Below are 21,929 nucleotides of genomic sequence, written 5' to 3' on the forward strand. Positions count from 1 at the left end.
CGGGGGGAATAAATATGAAAAAAAGAACTGCTAAAATTGCATGTTTAGCTCTAACAGCTGTAATATCAGCTGGAATGCTTGCAGGCTGCAAGGGAAAAGACAAAGAAGCAGCAGGAGATGCATCAAAAAATGGACCAGTTACAATTGACTATATGGCTTATCAAATGCTTGGTCAGCCAGATTCAAATTCTCCAGTTGTTAAGAAGGTAGAAGAAAAGTTCAATACAAAATTTAACTTCTGGTTTGTAAACGGAAATAATCTTGATGAAGTGCTTAATGTTAAATTTGCAGCAGGAGAAATGCCTGATGTAATGAGAATACAAAACAAGGCAAATCTAGGAAAGTATAAGGATCAAGGAATACTAGCACCGCTTTCCAAAGAAGATATGAAAAAGTATATGCCAAACTACGTTAAGTTTATAGATGAAAAGTATCCAAATGCTTGGAAAGAAGTTAGTTATGATGGTAAGTTATACGCTATACCAACTACAACTTACGATTCAAACTACCCAACAGTAATAACCTGGAACAAGCAATGGCTTGATAACGTAGGTATTACAAAGATTCCTGAAACTCTAAAAGAGTATGAAGAAGCTTTCTACAAATTTAGAAATAACGATCCAGATAAAAATGGAAAGAAGGATACTTATGGTTTATCAGATACAATAATGCCTACTATAATGGGTGCTTTTGATTACCCAGGTATATATAATATTGCACAGGCAATAAAGAAGAATGATTTAGCTTCTGCGCTACCAATATTCGTTACTCCAGATGATAAGGTAGTTATAGGTTCAATAATGCCAGGAAATAAGGAAGCATTAGCTACACTTCAAAAGTGGTATAAAGATGGAATAATAGATCCAGAATTCATAACTGGTGAAAACACAGGAGGATATTGGGCAGATTCACAAGCTTTCTTTAATGGAAAAGTTGGTGTAACTGGTTTGTCCATGTTCTATCACTGGAGAAATGAATTAGATCCTAAAAATCCAAATGATAAGGGTGGACAAGTGTGGCAAAACTTTAAAAAGGTTAAGCCAGATGGACAAGTGGTATTTGGAAAGCCGGCAGTTGGACCTAGCGGAAAATCAGGAAGCCCAGCTTGGTCATTAACTTCTCAGCCAACAGCTATAACTGTTAAAGCTGCAAAGGATCCTAAGAAAATTGAAACAATCTACAAAATGATAGAAGCTTTACACACAGATAAAGCATACTTCAATCTAACTAAGTTTGGTATTGAAGGAACTGACTGGGAGACGGTTAACGGAGCTCCAGCAACTAAACACCCAGAGTGGAAATCATCTGATGGCGAAAAGCAAGGTATCGGAGATGTATTTAACCTAGGAACTATGCCAGATGAATTTAAGAGAAGCACTAACCCATTCCAATATGAGTTTGGAGATAAGTACTTTAAGTACAATGGCTATAGAAATGCATTTATCGCACCAGGAGCTGCTTTCCAAAAGTATAGTAATAACCTTGCTAAGATAGTAACTGATGGATACTTGAAGATAATCACCGGCGAAAAGAGTGTTGACTATTTCGATGAAATGGTTGCAAAATTTAAGTCTAATGGGGGAGATGAAGTTCTTAAGGAACTTAACGACACTTACCTTACAATGATAGGAAAGAAATAATAAATTTACAAGACTATAGACGCTTATATTTAAGCGTCTATAGTTACATAGTAGGCTAATAACTATGACAAAATAGAAGTTTTAAAGGCAATTACATGGCATATATATTTTTTCCCTAGATATATTCCACGAAGGCGAAAATACCGTAGGGGATTCAATTGGAAGGATAATTAGTAAAGAGGATGGTTTAACATGTTTGTATTAAATGATTTAACACAATGTAAGCAACTTGATGAGAAGGTTTCGAGAAAGGTACTTGGCTGTGGAGGCAGCCTTCTCATGGCTGAAGTTAGCTTTAAAAAAGATGGCATAGGACAAATTCATAGCCATGAAGAATATGAACAGGTTTCATATATCGTTAAAGGAAGCTTTAAAGTAACTGTTGGAGAGGAAGCAAAAGTTTTAAAGGCTGGAGACAGCTTTTATGCGGATAAAAATACTCCTCATGGAGTTATAGCTTTGGAAGATTCCATCATATTAGATATTTTTACACCATTAAGAAAAGATTTTATCGAAGTATAAAGCAATTTTAAATTAGTATGGGGGTAAGTATGAAAAATTTGAAAATTAAAAGATTATCACTAACCTTTACATTAATATTTTTAGTTAATTTATTAGCGGGTGTTATTCCACTATCTACTAAAGTAAAAGCTGTTGAATCAATACAAGACAGGGTAGAAATCATAAATAACGGAAATTTTGATTTGACAGAAAAAATTACAGACTCATTTTCGGTTATGTGGGAACAAGCTATTAAGCCGTTATCATGGGATATGAGAAAATACGGAACCTACACTGCACCAAATGGCACAATGGTTTCAGATATTTATCATACACAAGGGAAAGCAGTGAAAGTACAGCTAAACAATTCAGTAGGTTTCTTACAACAAGTAAGCAAAACTGTAGTACCAGGAAGGAATTATAGTTTTAGCTCCTGGGTAAAAACAGAAAATTTGACTACAGTAAATTATTCTAATAAGCCTATGCTTGTGAGAGTAGAGCAATTAGATAAGGCTGGGGCAACTATATCTTCAACGAGAGCAGATTTAAAGGTATTCTCAGGTACAAATGATTGGTCAAATGTTTCAGGAAACATAACTGCAGCAGTTAATGCCAGCACAATCAAAATTGTATTTGTTTTTGGAGTTGTAACAGCAACTGGCGGGGGAGCAACAGGAACAGTATGGGTAGATGATGTTAGCTTAACTGAGCCTGTTATACCATTAACTGCTTTAAGTTTAAATAATAGCAGCTTAGAGGTTCCAATAGGATGGTCAGAGACCTTATCTATAGCTTATTCTCCAAGTAATGCATCTTTTAAACAAGTTACATGGAGCTCATCAGATTCTACTGTAGCTGAAGTAAAGGATGGCACGATAAAAATGCTTAGAGCTGGAACTGCAACAATTACTGCCGAATCAACTATTTATCCTGATATTAAGGCGAGTTGTACAGTAAAAGCACTTGAAGGAGAGGTTCCGGTAAAGAGTATAGCCTTAGATAAAAACTCTATTATTTTACAAGCGGGTAAAGCAGAAATAATAACAGCACAAATAAGTCCTGCTTATGCTTCGAATAAAGAAGTAATATGGACTTCCTCAGATAGTTCTGTTGCCAATGTTGTTAATGGAATAGTTAAAAGCAATAAAGCTGGAACAGCCGTTATTACAGCTAAAACAGCAGACGGTGGATACATAGCTAATTGCAGCGTTACAGTTACAGCTGCGGCAGAAGACGAATATGATAAGCTCAGAAACAAATGGCGTGCATTAACTATACCAGATGCAAATGTAGTGAACAGCGATTCTCAAATTAAAAATATAACTGCTTTAGCTGGAGAAAGAGGACGAGAACTATGGGATTCCATGGATAAATCATCAGACAGAACTTATTTATGGGCTGATGCGTCAAGCACTACAAATTCAGCACATGTAACTACAAGTTATAAAAATCTGTTTGAGATGAGCAAAGCTTTTGTTATGGAAGGCTCTGAGCTTAAGGACAATGCTCAACTGCTAAAAGATATAATTAGTGGTCTAAAATGGCTTAATGTTAACCGATATAAAAATAATCAAAGATATAATAATTGGTGGGACTGGGAAGTTGGAGTTCCGCAGCAGTTAAATAACACAATGGTACTTTTATATGAGTACTTAAGCGATGCAGACATAAATGCCTATTTAACTACGATAGACAGTTATGTACCAAATCCAACGAAGCAGCAAAATCAAGCTGTTACATCTACAGGAGCTAATAGAGTTGATCTTTGTAAGGTGGTAGGACTAAGAGGAATACTGGGCAAAAATGCTTATAAGGTTAGTATAGCAAGCGAAAGCTTGAGTCCGGTATTTGAAATTGTTACCTCAGGGGATGGATTTTACAAGGATGGTTCCTTTGTTCAGCATAACAACATTGCTTATACTGCAACCTATGGAAGCGTACTTATGGGAGGAGTAGGAGAACTTTTATATTTGCTTAGTGACAGTAAATGGTCTGTAACAAATGCTAGTCTAAATAATATGTACGAGGCAATTATAAAATCTTTCTATCCTGTAATATATAAAGGGAATTTCATAGAAGGTGTTAAAGGCAGAGCAATATCAAGACCAGAAGAACAAGGTAGCGGAGGAACTGTAGCAGGTTTTATGCTGAAATACTTTGCAAGGTCCGCTCCAGCAGAGTTAAGAGAAAAGTATAAAGCCATAGTTAAGTATTGGATACAGGCAAACAATTATAAAGATATGGTTCAAACCTCAAAGGATATACCCTTTATAATAGAAGCTAAGAAATTAATGAATGATAGTTCAATAGTGCCTGAAGCAGAATTAATAGGAAACTTTAATTTTGCTAATATGGATAGAGTAGTACATAGAACTCCTGGGTTTACATTTGGGTTAAGCATGTATTCAAGCAGAATAGCCTCCTATGAGGGAAATATGAATGGCGAAAACCTAAAAGGCTGGCATACAGGCGACGGAATGACTTACATGTATAACAATGATCTAAGCCAGTACAATGAGGATTTTTGGGCTACTGTAAATCCATACAGATTACCTGGCACTACAGTAGATACAAAAACTCTTTCTGTTGGTCAAGGAACTGCTAAAACTTCTTCTCAGGCTTGGGTTGGAGGCAGCACTCTTTCTAATCTTTATGGTACAGCAGGAATGTTCTTAGACAGCTCAAAGGCGTACGGGATAAATCTAAAAGCTAAAAAATCCTGGTTTATGTTTGATGATGAAATAGTGGCTCTTGGGGCAGATATAAACAGTACAGACAATAGGACTATTGAAACAATAATTGATAATAAAAAGTTAAATGCTAATGGAGCTAACAAGCTTATTGTTGATGGAGAAGAAAAATCTTCCCAATTAGGATGGTGCAATACAATAGTTAATCCAAAGTGGGCTCATCTTGAAGGAAATAATGCTGACTCTAGCATTGGTTATTATTTTCCAAAAGGTTCAAATATTAATTTTCTAAGAGAAGCTAGAGAAGGAAGCTGGAAAGATATTAATTCAACAAAATCAGATGCAAAAATAGTTAAAAACTATTTGACAATGTGGTATGACCACGGAGCAAACCCAGCTGCTGCTGAATATTCCTATGTAATGCTTCCAAATAAAACTGCTGAGGGAGTAAGCAGCTACTCTCAAAATCCAGATGTATCTATAGTTGAAAATAACTCTGAAGTTCAGGCAGTTAAGGAAAAGAAACTTAATATTTTAGCTGCAAACTTCTGGAACGATGCAGTTAAGAAAGTAGATTACTTAACTGTAGATAGGAAAGCTTCTGTAATGGTTAAGGAAAATGGCAAGTATGTAGAGGTATCCGTTTCAGACCCTACTATGATTAATAAGGGAGTAATTAATGTTGAGCTTCATAGAATTGGAGTTGAAGAACTTCTAAATAATCCTGCAATAAAGGTTACTCAGTTTGAACCTACTATAAAATTTGAAGTTGATGTAAATGGAGCAAAGGGAGAAAGCTTTACTGCTAAATTCTTGATTAAAGATACAGTGGCTCCGACTGTTCCTTCAAATTTAATTTGCGAAGAAAAAACCTCAGAATCTGCTCTGATTTCATGGGCTCCTTCTGCCGATAATGTAGGTGTAGCGGGATACGAAATATATAAGAATGATATTCTTATCGACAGAGTATCAGGCAGTATTACAAGTTATAGGGCAACTGAACTACAACAGCTAACTGAGTACAACTTCTCTATTAAAGCTTATGATGAAGAAGGAAATTTATCGGAAACTAGCCCAATTCTATCTATAAAGACTAAAGACGGGGAAGCGCCATCTTTACCAACAAAGCTTAAACATGAGGAGAAAGAAAATAATAGTATAACAATCAAATGGCAGACATCAAGCGATAATGTTGGTGTTGAAGGCTATGAAATCTATGTGGATGATATCTTGTTTGCAACTACCTCAGAAAATGGTTGCATGTATAATGTGACAGGCTTAGAGAAAGCACGCAAATATAAATTTTATATCAAAGCTTTTGATAAAGATGGAAATGTTTCAGATGCTAGTGAAGATATAATTATTAAAACTAAAAATAAAAAATAACTAATAGCATATTTGTATATTTTTCTGGGTTCCTCGCAGCTTTAAATTGCTGCGAGGAAATCCAACTTTATTAGGCAGAGTGTTTTTATAAATTAGAACAATTAAACTTTAATATAAGTGGAGGATATAATATGTCTTATATCATCGATGAAGGAATAAAACAGAAAGAGAAGTATAGTATTAAACCTAAATTGGATAAAAAACAAATTGATGAAGCAATCAAGCAAGTTTTGCTTAAGATAGATGAAAATATTGAGGTGTTTTCAGAGAGAGTTCCCGCTTCTTCTAGCGTCAATCAAGTATATCCAGCAGTAGACAACAATGATTGGACAGGAGGCTTTTGGACAGGAATGCTATGGCTTGCCTACGAGGTTACTGGTAGTGTAAAATATAGGAAAGCTGCAGAAAATCACCTTGAGATATTCAGGGAAAGATTAGAAAAAAGAATTGTAGTAGACCATCACGACATGGGGTTTTTATATACTTTATCTTGTGTAAATGCCTATAGGCTTACAGAGAATGAATTTGCAAAAGAAACAGCCATAAAGGCTGCCGATATACTTATAGAAAGATATCATGAAAAAGCAGGGATAATACAGGCCTGGGGAGATTTAAAAGATGAAAGTCAGAGCGGCAGAATGATAATAGACTGCAATATGAATCTACCACTTTTATATTGGGCTTCTGAGGTAACAGGAGATACCAAGTACCGAGATATTGCTTGTAATCATGTAAGCAGAGCTGCAAAGTATATTGTAAGAGAAGATTCCTCAACTTACCACACTTATTATATGGATACAAACACAGGAAAACCAAAGAAAGGAACGACTCACCAAGGTTATTCAGATAATTCCTGCTGGGCAAGAGGACAAGCTTGGGCAATATACGGGTTTCCTTTAAGCTATAACTACACAAAGGATTACAATTTAGTAGAGCTTACAAAAAAGGTTGCGAACTATTATATAAACAGACTTCCAGAGGACTGTGTGCCATACTGGGATTTAGTATTTACAGATAAGGATGGTGAAGAGAAGGATAGCTCTACTGCAGCTATAGCTGCTTGCGGATTAATGGAACTGGCAAAGCATCTTCCTCTATGCGATGAATATAAGACTTATTACGAAAATGCAGCAATAAACATGGTAAAGTCACTATATGAAAAATATACAACAAAAGATTGTAAGGAAAGTAATGGTCTTCTTCTTCACGGGGTTTATGCAAAACCTCAAGGTGTTGGAGTAGATGAGTGCTGTATTTGGGGTGACTACTATTACTTTGAAGCTCTTGTTAGAGCTATAAAGGATTGGCAGCTTTATTGGTAAAAGAATTGTTAACAATAGGAGAAAGTAAAATGAATATTTTAAATTTGTTTGATATTCTGGATTTAAATAATGTTGCTTTAAAAAGCGTCAAGGAGAAACTAATGCAAGGTAGTAATACTGATGCCTTGCAGTGTTTTTTTGATTACTTTATGAAGAAAAAACATATAAATATATATTCTTATGACGATGTTTCCTTAAAGGAAGAATACTGCAGATCCAATTGCAAACAAGATATTGAAGAAGTTATAAGTGTAGCAGACCAAGTAAGAAATCAAAATTTTGTTTTTAGGTACAAATGGGACATGGAAAAAACTAATGAACCCGTACTCTTTAAGGAAGAAATAAATTGGGAGTATAAGCCTTATGATGACAATGAGTGGACTTTTATGCTTAACAGACATAAATATTGGATAGCTCTAGGTCAAGCTTATTGTTTTACAAAGAACGAAGAATACGCCAAAGCCTTTTTTAGTCAAATGGAACACTGGATAGACAATAATGCTAGGACTCAAAAAAGTCAAAGCACTACTTGGAGGACAATAGAAGCAGGAATAAGATGTGAGAATTGGATTAAAAGCTTTATGTACTTTAGAAACAGCAGTGAGTGCACTCCAGAAAGGCTGGCGAAATTTATTCTTTCGCTTAATGAACATGGGAAGTATTTAAATAGTATTCATGATGGTTTTAGAAGGCTAAGCAATTGGGGAGTTATCGGAAACCATGGTCTATTTATGTTAGCAGTATTTTTACCAGAGCTAAAGATGGCAGATGAGTTCAGAAAAAATAGTATTAACAGACTTAATGAGGAAATAAAGCTCCAGATTATGAAGGATGGAATGCATTGGGAGCAATCACCTATGTATCATAATGAGGTGCTGCACTGCTACTTAGACATAATAAATGCAGCTGAAAGAAATAATATACAGCTTCCAAAAGAAATTTTGGAGAAAACAAAATCCATGGTATATGCAGACTTATATATGGCTCAGCCTAATCATTATCAACCTGTACAAAGCGACAGCGATTACACTGACTTAAGGGATATTCTAACAAAGGCTGCTTATATTTATAGTGATGGAGTGTTAAAATTTGGAGCCTATAGAGAATTGGATTTTGATAATGTCTGGGATTTAGAGCTAGAGGCTATAGAAAAATATAAAAGTTTAAAAGTTCTTGTACCTGAATGCACAGATTATGCCTTTAAAGACAGCGGCAACTATTTCTTAAGATCTGGCTGGAGTGAGGAGGACAACTATTTAAGATTTCACTGCGGTACTATTGGAAGTGGACATGGACATGCTGATTTGCTGCATATAGATATCTTTGCTCAGGGTGAAAGCATGCTTGTAGATCCAGGACGATACAATTACTGTGAAAGTAGTCCAGTAAGAGCTCAGCTGAAGGATTGCAGCTCCCATAATACAACAATAATTGATAACAAGCCTTTTACCGAGTGTACTGGTTCCTGGAGCTATAGCAAAATAGCAACCCCAATTCAAGGAAGCTATATAAGTGAAGAAGATTATGCTTTCGTAGAAGGCTCACATCTTGGATATATGGATTTAGAGAGTCCAGTATTTACTTTAAGAAAAGTAATATTTATAAAGCCAGCTTATTGGATTATAATAGATGAATTTCACACAACAGGTGAACACAATTATAAGCAGCTGTTCCACTTCGATAATAAGGGAAAGGTGCTTAAAGAGGGAAAATTAGTTACATATCAAGGAGAAAAAGCAAAGCTAAATATATTTGCACTAACAGCAGGAACACAATATAAAATAGAAAACTGCAGTATTTCTAAAGAGTATAATAAGCTGGAAGAAAGCAATAAATTAATTGTTGAAAAACATAACAAAGGCTTTACAGCAATGATTACAGTGTTGAATGCTGAAAAAAATAAGGAAAATAATATAGCGAGCTGTGAACTAATAGAATTAAAAAGCTCTTTAGGAGATGTACTAAACAAAGATGAAGCTTCGGGTATAAAGATAACTCTTCAAAACGGGGAGATACATATAATTGTTGTTCTTCACAAGGAAATTCACAGAACTTACAGCCTGATTGATGCGGATGGAGAATACGTATATGGTAAAGTAGTGCTTATTAAAAGAAATTCTAATGAAAATAAAGTTTATAATATTAAGTACTAGGATAGTGAAAGCATAACTTAGAATTAGTCGGAAGTAGTGATAATATGATATTGGAAAAACTTCTTAAGGAAGATATAGATAAGTTTTTAGAAGCAAGGGACTATAAATTCTTTCCTAAAGCAAGCGAGAGAGAGCCGTGGGAAAAGGTTCCTAAAAGCATAAGTAAACAGGTTATAAAGGAAGCTGAAGATTATTTAAACTATGAGTGGCCAGCTGCAAAGGCAGTTAGGTATATGGACTTTATCAAGAATGGCAATAGAAGCGAGTATGAGAAGTTATACCATGAAAGGCTAAAAGCAATTGGGAAGCTGATACTAGGCGAGTGTATAGAATATAAAGGACGGTTTTTAGATGAGATAATAAATGCTGTGTGGTGCATTTGCGAGCAAAGCTCCTGGAGTTCTCCAGCACATAACGGAATCAGCAAAAGAGGTAAGGAACCATTGCCGGATATAGATAATCCTGTAGTAACTTTGTCCTCTTCTGAAATTGCAGCCACACTAAGCTGGACCTATTATTTATTAAGAGAAGAGCTTGATGATATAACTCCAATTATTGGAGAAAGAATAAAGAAAGAAATACGAAAGAGGATAGTTATACCTTATATAAATGATTTCTATTGGTGGATGGGGCTTTCTGGTGAAAGCTTTGTTAATAATTGGAACCCATGGTGCAATTCTAATTGTATAATTGTTTTGCTACTAATAGATGAGGATATGGAACTTAGAAAAAAAGGCATTATAAAAGCTGCAAAAAGCATAGATAGGTTTTTAGATACCTATAGTGAAGAGGGTGGCTGTGATGAGGGGTCAAGCTACTGGGGAAGAGCAGGAGGCTCACTTTTTGATTGCCTTGAGCTTTTTTATACTTTCTCAAAGGGAAAGATTAATTTTTATAATGAACCAATTATTAAAGCTATAGGAAGCTTTATATATAAGACTCACATTGATAAAGACTACTTTATTAATTTTGCAGATGGAAGTGCAAAAGTAAATGTAGATGCTGAGCTTATTTATAGGTACGGGAAACGAATACAGGATGATAAGCTTGAGAGTTTTGGCGCTTACATGTACAGACTTAATGACAAAAAGCTTGAGATGGAAGGATTATATTCCTTTTACAGGGCCTTAAGCGAATTATTCAATTATGAGACTATGTACATGGAAGAGATTACGCCAGATAAGCCCAAGGATATCTGGTTTAAAGATATTCAAGTAATGGCTGCTCGTGAAGATGAAACTAATAAAGGTTTTTTTATAGCAGCAAAAGGTGGTCACAATGGCGAAAGCCATAATCATAATGACATTGGACAATTTGTCTTATACTACGATGGGAGTCCATTAATTATAGATATTGGCGTGGAAACCTATTCTGCTAAAACCTTTAGTGATGAAAGGTATGACATATGGACCATGCAATCTGCATACCATAACGTTCCTATTATAAATGGATATCAGCAAAAGCATGGAGAAAGCTTTAAAGCAGAAGATATAGAATATTGCTCTGTTGAAAATGAAGCAAGGTTTTCTTTGGATATTTCTAAAGCTTACGAAAAAGAGTCTGATATAATAAGCTGGACAAGGACCTTATTGCTAAATAGAACTAATAATTCTTCAGTGCAATTAGTAGAAGATTTTAAGCTGGGAAATAACACTAGCAATATAATAGAAGTTTTTATGACTTGCTGCCCCATCGAGTTGAAAGATGGTATAGTTTTATTCAAAAGTAAATCCAAAGATATTGAGCTTGTTTATGATAACAATCTGTTTGAGGTTGACGTAGAAGAAATACATATTAATGATGAAAAGCTTAGAAAGTCATGGGATAAGGTTCTTAGAAGAATATTGCTAAAATCAAATAAAAGCTGCGCAGAGGCAGAGTGGAAATTTACCTTTAGAGCAGCAACTGAAACAAAGCTGTAACCAAAATTGGTTACAGCTTTGCTATATTATGAATAATGCTGGCTTTACTAATAATTATTATTTAAAATACTATATCTGTTTATCCTTTAAATATTCCTGCTCATACTTTTCGATTTTATCAATAACCTTCTTAGTAACCTCATTAAGCTTATCAAAATTCATATTAGGGATAAAGTAAGTCTCAAGCTGATCATGAAGAGCCTTAGCAGAGGCGATGGTTTTTAAACCCTTATTTAAAAGATTATAGAACATTTCAGAGTCTGCTTTGATTTCTTCTCTGTTTTTGCTTATCAAATAAGAATTTAAATAATTATCCATATAAATCTGAATACCTTCGAATTTTTTCTGATTGATTTCGTTTGAGGTTATAAAGGCAGTTTTTAACTCAGGAATAAATATATGCTCAATTCTTTCAGGAATCAGCGGGTCGTGGAAGATTTCAACGTACAATCCTCGCTTTAAACCTTCCTTTGATAGAAAGTCGAGAACTTCTGTCTTTCCTGTTCCAGGACCACCGTTTAATACATAAACTTTTTCATAGTCTTTAACTATGGTATCTATATAGGTTACGATACCATTTGGAGTAAAGGCTGTAGCAAACAGATGTCTATCTTTACCATAGCCATCAACTGGGGAAGTAAAAAGCTTATCTTTTAAATCCTCCTTAAGCTTGTTTAGTTTAACAGTATTTAGAGCTTCGTTGTTGTAATTAGTCCAGTCATCATGTACGGCTTTTGCGGCACCTAAAAATCTATAGGCGCGTTTAAAGATTTTGCCGATTTCCTTATTTGTATCTATAATATTTTTTCTAAATCTTTTAAAGCCTTCTTCATTCCAGCAGTCACCTAGATTAAGTATTTCATCCACAGCTCCTGGATTCATAGGGTCCATGTTATGAGGTGCAGTAGAATCCATCATAGATACATTAAGACCTTTAATAACAACTCCATCTAAGGAATTGTTGTCCGACGAGCAGTGATGAAGCTCTATGTCATAGCCTTTTGCGCTAAAATGTACCGCTACTTTTTTCATAAGTGAAGACTTGCCAGTACCAGGACCACCCTTTATGCATATAATTCTGCGAGCTTCTTCTTGACCTAGAATGTATCTGTAAAAAGAATAAAAGCCTTTTGATGTATTGCCACCTGGGAATAAATCAACTATTTTTCCTGGCATAAGTATCACACTCCTAATTTTCAAATCAATATATTCTATGCAGCAAATAATTAAGATGTGAATAGATTAAACAATAGGTTGCATTAATATTTTAATAGTGGTATTAATATCTATATAAAAAATGAGGAAACGAAAGGAACACAAAATGGATAATACTAAAGAACAAAGACATTTACTAAAAGCTAAATTTACACTTCTTGCCGATATCGAAACAGATCAAAAGAAAAGAATGCCGCAGCCTTTAATTCAAAAGGTATTGGAAGAAGGAACAGAAATTATCAACCTTCCAGAGGCTACTAAGGACGTAGTAATAAAAAATGATATTTTTAACTGTCTTATGGATAGACAAAGCGTTAGAACTTACTCAGAAGAAGCCCTGACGCTAGAGCAGCTTTCATTTTTACTTTGGACTACTCAAAAGGTTAAGAAGGTAGTTGGAAAAGTGAATTTCGCAACCTTCAGACCAGCGGCGTCAGGGGGAGCAAGGCATCCTTTTGAAACTTATCTTGTAGTTAATAATGTGGAAGGCTTAAATAAGGGTGTGTATAGGTATCTAGCTATTGAGCATAAGCTTGTATATTTATTTAGTGAAGGAAATATGGAAGAGAAAATAGCTGAAGCAACTTCAGGACAAAAGTTTATCGCTACTGCTCCAGTAGTATTCTTTTGGAGCTGCATACCTTATAGAAGCGAATGGAGATATGATATAGCTGCGGCTAAAACAATTCTTCAAGATTCAGGACACCTATGCCAAAATCTTTATTTAGCCTGTGAGGCGATAGGCTGTGGAACAGTGGCTATAGGTGACTACCATCAGGAGATTGCCGATAAGTTTTTACGGCTTGATGGAGAAGAGGAATTTGTTGTTTATGCAGCTCCTGTAGGAAAATTAAAAGAAGTATAGTATATACCTTTAGGGAAAACTTTGGTAGAATTACCTTGTTAGAGCATATAATATAAGAAGGTTAATGGGGGGATATAAATGTTAAAGATTACTTTTATAGGTGCTGGAAGTACTGTTTTTGCTAAAAATGTACTTGGAGACTGCATGCTCACACCTGCTTTAAGAGAAGCAGAATTAGCTTTGTTTGACATTGATATAGAAAGGCTTAAAGAATCTGAAGAAATGCTTAGAAATATCAACGAAAATAGTGGGGGATATGCAAAGATTGTTGCTTATACAAACAGAAAAGATGCTTTAAGAGAAGCAAAATACGTAGTCAACGCAATTCAGGTTGGTGGCTATGATCCTTGTACAATAACAGATTTTGAAATACCTAAAAAATATGGTTTACGTCAAACTATCGGGGATACTCTAGGTATTGGGGGTATATTTAGAGCATTAAGAACAATACCTGTAATGCTTGATATTGCAAAGGATATGGAGGAAGTATGCCCTGAGGCTTGGTTTTTAAATTATACAAATCCTATGTCGATGCTTACTGGGGCTATGCTGAGATATACTCCAATAAAAACAGTAGGATTATGCCACAGCGTGCAAGTTTGTATGCCTGATTTACTTAGACATTTAGGAATGAGCACAGAAGGAGTTCAACATAAGATTGCAGGAATTAATCATATGGCTTGGCTGCTTGAAGTAACCCAGAATGGTAAGGATTTGTACCCTGAAATAAAGGAGAGAGCTTCAAAAGTAGATGGAATTCATCATGATATGGTTCGATTTGAGATAATGAAGCAGTTTGGATATTATGTAACAGAATCAAGCGAGCACAATGCTGAATATACTCCATATTTTATCAAGAGCAAATATCCTGAGCTAATTCAGAGATTTAATATTCCGTTAGATGAGTATCCAAGAAGATGTATTGAGCAAATTAAACGCTGGGAAGATATGAAAGAAAGTTTAGTCAATAATAAAAATCTAATACATAAGCGTACGAATGAATATGCTTCTTACATCATGGAGGCAATGGAAACAGACGTACCGTATAAAATTGGTGGAAATGTTTTAAACACTGGATTAATAACAAATCTTCCAAATGATTCTGTAGTAGAAGTACCATGCCTAGTAGATAGGAGTGGGATTACTCCATGCTATGTAGGAGCACTTCCTCAACAGCTTGCTGCCCTCAACAGAACAAATATAAATGTTCAGCTAATGACTATTGAAGCTGCTATAACAAAGAAGAAAGAAAATATATACATGGCTGCAATGCTTGATCCACATACTTTATCAGAATTAAGCCTGGATGATATAAGAAGTCTTTGCGATGATTTAATTGAAGCTCACGGCAGCTGGCTTCCAGAATATAAATAAGCTCAAAAAAACGAGAAAATTCATTAAGATTTTCTCGTTTTTTGATACACAATTCTAAAGAACTGTAAAATCTTTATCTACAGTAATAATAGTATTATATCTAGGTTGCACTTTCTTAAGTTCTACGTCTATTTCCTTCTTAAGTCTTTCCTCATCATCATGACTAAAACCTTTTGTATGTTCTATTACCAAATCGAATATTAGATTCTTGTAGTCCCCATCTCCAACTATTCTAAAATCATGCATTGATTTTACAAGAGGGAACCTTTTAAGGATAACTTCAAGTTCTTCTCTAGCCTTATTAACTTCTTTACTATCTGTGTTTATGGGATCCATGTGAATTACTAAAAATATATTAAGTTTTTTAGATAGTTCCTTTTCGGCTTTATCAATTATTTCATGGATGGCAACTACTGATATGTTACAGGGAATTTCGGCATGTATTGAAGCCATACATCGCCCTGGTCCATAATTATGAATTACCAGATCATGCACTCCATTTATATGTTCATAGGACATAACTCCATTTTTTATGTTTTCAACAAGTTCCGGATCTGGCGCTTCTCCAAGCAGTGGACTTAAGGTATCTTTGGTTATTGAAAAACCGGAATAGAGTATAAATAAGGCAACTAAAATTCCTATGTAACCATCAATAGGAAAAGCAGTCCATCTTGAAATTAGCAGAGATAAAGCAACACAGCTAGAAGCGAAAACATCGCCAAGAGCATCTAGCGAAGAAGCTTCAAGAGCTCCAGAGTTTATTGATTTACCTATAAATTTATTAAACCTGCTGAGCCAAACCTTTGCTCCAATAGAAATTAAAATTAAGATAAAAGGTATAAGATCAAATTTAACTAGTGTAGGATTCTTTATTCTCTCAAAAGAAGCTTTAATAAATTGAAAACCAACCATCATAACCATAAATGAAACAATTAGGGCTGATATGTACTCAATTCTTCCATGACCAAATGGATGCTCTTCGTCTGCCGGTCTGCTGGCTAACTTAAACCCTACAATTGTAATGATGGAAGAGGCTGCATCAGACAAGTTATTGAAAGCATCAGCGGTTACTGCTATACTTCCAGAAATAAGTCCTACAGAAAGCTTTATAGCAAATAAAAGAACATTGACTATGATACCTATTGTACCGCCTAAGTATCCATAAGCGCTTCTTACTTTTTCATTTTGTGTATTATCATAATCTTTTATAAAACGAGAAACTAAAAATTGAGATAGCATTTTATAACTCTCCTTGAAAAATAATAATTATCCTTAATATAACATATAATACCAAAGGTGAAAACAGTTTAAGAAAAGAGTGGAAATTATATCTATTATTTTGTTATACTTTAATTATGATTTGCTATTAAAGAACCTATTATGTACATAGCAAGAAATACAAAGGGTGTGACAATTAACAATTGTTATGTACAGAATAAGGAATACAAAGGGCGTAGCAATTAATAATTGCTATGTGCAAAATAAGGAATACAAAGGGCATAGCAATTAATAATTGCTATGTGCAAAATAAGGAATACAAAGGGGGCACTTAATATGTCAAAAGAATTACAGCTTGCTAATGAGCTTATCGATTTTATTTATGATAGTCCATCTGCTTTTCATGCAGCAGAAAGTGTAAAAAATATGCTGGAATCCAATGGATTTGATGAATTGAAAGCAGAAGATAGATGGAGCCTTCAGAATGGAGGAAAATATTTTGTTACTAAGAATGATTCAGCGGTATTCGCTTTTGTAATTGGTAAAGGAAAGCCACAGGAAAAGGGTTTTAAGCTTATAGGTGCTCATACTGATTCGCCAAGCTTTAGAATAAAGCCAAATCCAGAAATGACATCTGAAAATATTTATGTGAGGCTTAATACTGAAGTTTATGGTGGGCCAATACTAAATACTTGGCTAGACAGGCCATTAGCTGTGGCTGGAAGAGTAACATTAAAAGGTGAAAATCTTCTTAATCCAGTTACAAAATTAGTTAATATCAACAGACCAATACTTATAATTCCTAATCTTGCAATACATATGAATAGGGAAGTGAACAAGGGCGTTGAGCTTAACAGACAAAAAGATACGTTGCCGCTCTTATCACTTATAAATGAGCAGCTTGAAAAAGGAAGCTACCTTTTAAATGCTGTTGCTGAAGAATTAAAGGTTTTAAAAGAGGATATTCTAGATTTTGACTTATTCCTTTATGAATTTGAGAAGGGAAGCATTATAGGTCTTAATAATGAATTTATATCAAGTCCAAGACTAGATGATTTGGCAATGGTTCATGCAGGGATAAAGGCTTTAATTAATGCTGAAGCTTCAGAAGCTACAAATATTATGGCTTGTTTTGACAATGAGGAAGTTGGAAGCTCAACTAAACAAGGGGCAGATTCGGAGCTTTTATCAAACCTTTTAGAAAGAATAGTATTAGCTCTTGGCGGAGATAGGGAAGATTTCTTTAGAGCTGTTTCAAGAAGCTTCATGATATCAGCTGATTTAGCTCATGCTGTTCATCCAAACAGCGGCGAAAAGGCTGATCCAATAAACAGACCAGTAATAAATAAGGGACCAGTTATAAAGCTTGCAGCAAATCAAAGCTATACAACAGACAGTAATTCAGCTGCTGTTTATGAGCAAATCTGCAAGGCAGCAGGAGTTCCTGTTCAAAAGTATGTTAATCGTTCAGATACTCCAGGAGGTTCAACTATAGGACCAATTTCCTCAACTCACCTTGCATTGCGCTCGGTAGACATGGGAACTCCAATACTTGCTATGCACTCTATAAGAGAGCTTGGAGGAGTAGATGACCATAGCTATGTTGTTAAATCTTTTGAAGAGTTTTATAAAATATAGTAAAGAATATAAAAAGAAAAATTTTCTGATAACTATTGTAAAATGAAAATGACTGTGTTAAATTATAAAAAAGGATGAATTAAATTTCATTCTTAACTGAATAAGTTACCTAGGGTAGAGGTGCTGTAACTAATAGTAATCATAAAGAGCGGGCACGCGCTGACTTATGATGAAAGGAGTTATGGCCGAAGGAAAAATTACTTTGCGAGTATTCTTCCTGGCTTTGCATAAAATATATGCAGGGTTGTCACTGTGAAAATGGTGGAGAGCTACAAGGTTCACAAGTTGCAGTAATACGTCTTATTACAATGCAGCAAAGGTGTTCCTTTGCTGCATTTATTTTTTTTATAAAATAATGTATGTTTCTAATTTATTAAAACATTAATTAGGGGGCTATAATATGGCTGTAGTTGTGCAGAAATACGGAGGCAGTTCCGTAGGGACTGTTGAAAAAATTAAAAATGTGGCTGAGACAATTATTAAGAGGAAGAACAAAGGTGATGATTTAGTAGTTGTTGTATCAGCAATGGGAGATACCACGGACGATTTAATAGGACTTGCTAAAAAGATAACTGATAATCCTGATAAGAGAGAGCTAGATGTACTTCTTTCTACAGGTGAGATGATATCTTCGGCGCTTCTTGCTATGGCTTTAAAGGATTCAGGTTATGATGCTGTAAGCTATACAGCTTATCAGATTGGAATAAGAACAAGTGGGCAGTATGGAAAATCTCTTATTGAGGATATAGATGGAAACCACCTTAAAGAGAGCCTTGAGGAAGGTAAAATAGTGATTGTTGCAGGTTTTCAGGGAATCAATGAAGAAGGAGATATAACCACTCTTGGAAGAGGCGGTTCTGACACTACTGCAGTTGCTATAGCTGTTAAGCTTCAAGGAGTTTGCGAAATATACACTGATGTAGATGGGATTTATAGTGTAGACCCAAGAAAATATTCTAAAGCTAAAAGGCTTAGTGAGATAGATTATGAGGAAATGTTGGAACTTGCAAGTCTTGGAGCTCAAGTTATGCATTCCAGATCAGTAGAGCTTGGACAAAAGTATGGAATACCAATATATGTTGGGCTTAGCAATAGCGAAACTTGTGGAACAGTTATTAAGGAGGTTACTAATATGAATATGGAGAGCAAACCAGTTACAGGCCTTGCCACTAGTGATGAGGATGTGGCTGTCACAATAAGAGATATATCAAATGACACAAACGTACTATCAAATCTTTTTGAAGCAATGGCAAGCAGAAGAATAAATGTTGATATGATAAGCCAAACTGCACCTGTAGAAGGAAGGGTTAATATATCCTTTACAATACCAAAGGATGATTTAAAAGAATGCTTATCAGTTATTAGGACTTATGCAAGCAAAAATAGCATAAATATAGATGAGGAAATAACAAAGTTCTCAATAGTTGGAATAGGAATGAAAACAACCTCAGGGGTTGCAGCTAAAATGTTTAGATTGTTTAGTTCTAACAACATAGAAGTTAAGATGATAACTACCTCAGAAATTAGAATTACCTGTGCTATAAGGCAGGAAGACAAATTAAAGGCAATTAATCTAGTAGCAGAAGAGTTTAAATTATAAGGATGTGAGAGCATGGAGTTTTTTGGTACAACGAAGGTTGTAGATAATGTATTAAATATTGGTGGCGTAGATGCTACTCAGCTTGTTAAGCAGTATGGAACTCCTTTATATGTTATTGACGAGGAATTAGTTAGAGAAAAATGCAAAAGATATTATAAATCTTTTGCTGTAAAGGAAAGAGGCAATAGAGTTGCTTATGCAGGAAAGGCTTTCTTAACTCTTGCTATGTGTCAGGTAATAGCAGAGGAAGGCTTATGCCTTGATGTAGTTTCAGGAGGTGAGCTTTACACCGCAATAAAAAGCAAATTTCCAATAGAAAATGTCTATTTCCACGGCAATAATAAAACTTTTGAGGAAATAGATATGGGAATCAAGTATGGGGTTGGGAAATTTGTCGTAGATAACTTCTATGAAATAGAAAGAATTGATGAAATAGCTAAAACTTATGATAAAGTTCAAAAGATTCTTTTAAGAATAACTCCAGGCATAGAAGCCCACACTCATGAATATATAAAGACAGGCCAAATAGATTCGAAGTTTGGTTTTACTATTTTAAATAACAATACTCTAAATGCAGTCAAGAGGGCAATAGAGCTTCCTAATATAGAGCTTGTTGGACTCCACTGTCACATAGGATCCCAGATTTTTGATATAACTCCTTATGAGGATGCAGTTGATGTTATGCTTTCTTTAGTAGCAAGCATAAGGCAAGGACTTGGCTATGAATTAAAGGAACTAGATTTAGGTGGAGGCTTTGGAATTCACTATAGAAGTGGGGATAATCCTAAAACAGTAGAACAATTTTGCAGTGCTATATTAAGCAGGGCAGACAAGACCGCAGCCGAATTAGGAATAACCCTACCAAGCCTCACTATAGAACCAGGGAGATCAATAATTGGAAAGGCGGGCACAACTCTTTACACCGTTGGAGCAATAAAAGAAATTCCTGAAGTAAGAAAATATGTAGCTGTTGATGGTGGAATGACAGACAATATAAGACCAGCTCTTTATAAGGCAGAATACGAATGTGTAATAGCAAACAGAGTTGAAGCGGCGAGTAAAGAAAAGGTTACAATCTCAGGAAAGTGCTGTGAATCGGGAGATATTTTGTTAAATGATGTGCAAATACCAAAAGCTCAAAGTGGCGACATTCTTGCGGTGCTCTCAACAGGAGCTTACGGCTACTCCATGTCCAGCAACTATAACAAAATACCTAAGGCAGCTGTAGTCTTTGTTAAGGACGGACAGTCAAAGCTTGTTTGCAAGAGACAAACTTATGAGGATGTTATAAACAACGAGATGATGCTATAAATAAAATTGGTATAAGAATATGCTAGCTTATAACCCGAAGCTTTCTTCAATCAGTTCTTATAATGAACAGAAAATAAAACCTCCATGGCTTTGTACTAACCATGGAGGTTTTTCTCTTGCAAAGTAAAAAGTTAACAATATAACTTTTTAACAATTTAACTTTTTGCTCTGCAAGGAATATGCCTTTAGTAATTGGTATAACTATTACTATTTTATTTCCAGGGCGTGAAGCTGCAGTAACCTATTTCATCGCAAGCTTTTTTCATAGTTTGCCAAAGCTTGGAATCTTTTAAAGTTTGCACTGAGGACGGATACAAAATATGATTTTCTTTATATATGTGATCTCGTAGATTAAAGATTAGATATTTTGCTGCTTCATTAAGCTGTGACTTAAATTCTGCAAAGTCCATATTTTCTACTTTCTCCGATAAACTTTTAATTTCATGTTTCTTAGCTCGCAGCATATCATGTTCCATTCTCATAACTCTTGTTGGTCCTGTGACACCCCTTTTCTCAAGCTCAGGAAATAGAACATCTTCCTCTCTTTTGTGGTGAGGTTCAGCACCAATTATTTCAACAGCTAAATTTAGAAGTTCATTAAATAAGGAAGTGTTTTTATCGAAGCTATTCATCTTTTGGATTTTACTGTTTAACTCTTCAAGTCTAGTTAGTCTTTTTAAAATCTCTTCATGCTCTTCAATCATAGTAGTTAAAACATGATCTGATGTTAAGCTTAATCTTAACTTATCAAGCTCATCCTTTAAAACCTCCATGTGTATATCGCAGAGGTGTCTTAAGTCCTCAGGTTTTGTTCCATTTTCAATAAGCTTTTGTTCAGCTAAAGATAATTCTAGCGGGTCAATATTTGAAACCATCTTTAAGGCCTCTTGTCTTAGTTCAGGAGTTATATCACCTGAGTTTAACTTTTGAAGCAGTTCTACTAATTTATCTATTCGTTCCATATATTTTTCCTCCATTCACTTAATTAACTGTCTTAATTATAGCTTTAGTACAGTTTTCTTTCTGTGATTGGGAACAAATAAAAATGTGATTCAAATCAAATTTTATTTAATGGTTATGTTAAATTACCTGGG

14 protein-coding genes and 1 riboswitch are annotated in these 21,929 nt (G+C 34.9%); of the genes, 11 read left to right on the forward strand and 3 right to left on the reverse strand.

What is annotated here, in order from left to right:
* Nucleotides 1–14 precede the first annotated feature (14 nt).
* The 6 genes from NBE98_RS14505 to NBE98_RS14530 all read left to right on the forward strand — a co-directional run bounded on the left by NBE98_RS14505 (nucleotide 15) and on the right by NBE98_RS14530 (nucleotide 11,614).
* A complete protein-coding gene (locus NBE98_RS14505; protein WP_250815714.1) occupies nucleotides 15–1,640 on the forward strand; it encodes a type 2 periplasmic-binding domain-containing protein in 1,626 nt (541 codons plus the stop codon).
* A gap of 192 nt (nucleotides 1,641–1,832) precedes the next feature.
* Nucleotides 1,833–2,162, forward strand: coding sequence for a cupin domain-containing protein (locus tag NBE98_RS14510; protein WP_250815715.1), 330 nt, complete (start codon nucleotides 1,833–1,835; stop codon nucleotides 2,160–2,162).
* A 29-nt stretch (nucleotides 2,163–2,191) separates the two neighbouring features.
* Nucleotides 2,192–6,217, forward strand: coding sequence for a polysaccharide lyase family 8 super-sandwich domain-containing protein (locus NBE98_RS14515; RefSeq protein ID WP_250815716.1), 4,026 nt, complete (start codon nucleotides 2,192–2,194; stop codon nucleotides 6,215–6,217).
* Nucleotides 6,218–6,348: 131 nt separating this feature from the next.
* Nucleotides 6,349–7,539, forward strand: coding sequence for a glycoside hydrolase family 88 protein (locus NBE98_RS14520; RefSeq protein WP_250815717.1), 1,191 nt, complete (start codon nucleotides 6,349–6,351; stop codon nucleotides 7,537–7,539).
* 29 nt (nucleotides 7,540–7,568) lie between these two features.
* Nucleotides 7,569–9,692 (forward strand): alginate lyase family protein, encoded by a 2,124-nt coding sequence (locus NBE98_RS14525; protein ID WP_250815718.1) that lies wholly within the window; start codon nucleotides 7,569–7,571, stop codon nucleotides 9,690–9,692.
* A 44-nt stretch (nucleotides 9,693–9,736) separates the two neighbouring features.
* The gene (locus tag NBE98_RS14530) at nucleotides 9,737–11,614 is read left to right on the forward strand and encodes a heparinase II/III domain-containing protein (protein ID WP_250815719.1); all 1,878 of its coding nucleotides are present in this window, start codon (nucleotides 9,737–9,739) and stop codon (nucleotides 11,612–11,614) included.
* Between the two features lie 69 nt (nucleotides 11,615–11,683).
* On the opposite strand, the gene NBE98_RS14535 is transcribed toward NBE98_RS14530, so the two are convergent.
* Nucleotides 11,684–12,790, reverse strand: a complete 1,107-nt coding sequence (locus NBE98_RS14535) for a PRK06851 family protein (protein ID WP_250815720.1) — start codon at nucleotides 12,788–12,790, stop codon at nucleotides 11,684–11,686.
* A gap of 145 nt (nucleotides 12,791–12,935) precedes the next feature.
* On the opposite strand from NBE98_RS14535, the gene NBE98_RS14540 reads away from it, so the two are divergent.
* Entirely contained in the window at nucleotides 12,936–13,694 is a 759-nt protein-coding gene (locus NBE98_RS14540) for a SagB/ThcOx family dehydrogenase (RefSeq protein ID WP_250815721.1), read from the forward strand.
* Nucleotides 13,695–13,772: 78 nt separating this feature from the next.
* A complete protein-coding gene (locus NBE98_RS14545; RefSeq protein ID WP_250815722.1) occupies nucleotides 13,773–15,068 on the forward strand; it encodes an alpha-glucosidase/alpha-galactosidase in 1,296 nt (431 codons plus the stop codon).
* Nucleotides 15,069–15,122: 54 nt separating this feature from the next.
* On the opposite strand, the gene NBE98_RS14550 is transcribed toward NBE98_RS14545, so the two are convergent.
* The gene (locus NBE98_RS14550) at nucleotides 15,123–16,307 is read right to left on the reverse strand and encodes a cation diffusion facilitator family transporter (RefSeq protein ID WP_250815723.1); all 1,185 of its coding nucleotides are present in this window, start codon (nucleotides 16,305–16,307) and stop codon (nucleotides 15,123–15,125) included.
* 315 nt (nucleotides 16,308–16,622) lie between these two features.
* On the opposite strand from NBE98_RS14550, the gene NBE98_RS14555 reads away from it, so the two are divergent.
* From NBE98_RS14555 to lysA, 3 genes are all read left to right on the forward strand, one after another.
* Entirely contained in the window at nucleotides 16,623–17,924 is a 1,302-nt protein-coding gene (locus NBE98_RS14555; protein ID WP_250815725.1) for a M18 family aminopeptidase, read from the forward strand.
* Nucleotides 17,925–18,031: 107 nt separating this feature from the next.
* A riboswitch (Lysine riboswitch) is annotated at nucleotides 18,032–18,204 on the forward strand.
* Between the two features lie 120 nt (nucleotides 18,205–18,324).
* Nucleotides 18,325–19,524, forward strand: a complete 1,200-nt coding sequence (locus tag NBE98_RS14560; RefSeq protein WP_250815726.1) for an aspartate kinase — start codon at nucleotides 18,325–18,327, stop codon at nucleotides 19,522–19,524.
* Nucleotides 19,525–19,536: 12 nt separating this feature from the next.
* Nucleotides 19,537–20,835 carry a diaminopimelate decarboxylase gene (lysA, locus tag NBE98_RS14565; RefSeq protein WP_250815727.1) on the forward strand — a complete coding sequence of 433 codons (1,299 nt, stop codon included), beginning with the start codon at nucleotides 19,537–19,539 and terminating at the stop codon, nucleotides 20,833–20,835.
* A 212-nt stretch (nucleotides 20,836–21,047) separates the two neighbouring features.
* Here lysA and NBE98_RS14570 read toward each other — a convergent pair whose 3' ends face one another.
* Complete coding sequence (locus NBE98_RS14570; protein ID WP_432432669.1) at nucleotides 21,048–21,797, reverse strand: DUF438 domain-containing protein; 750 nt, start codon at nucleotides 21,795–21,797, stop codon at nucleotides 21,048–21,050.
* Between the last annotated feature and the right edge of the window lie 132 nt (nucleotides 21,798–21,929).

It is taken from the genome of Clostridium swellfunianum, assembly GCF_023656515.1.
GTDB classification, from domain to species: Bacteria; Bacillota; Clostridia; order Clostridiales; family Clostridiaceae; genus Clostridium_AT; species Clostridium_AT swellfunianum.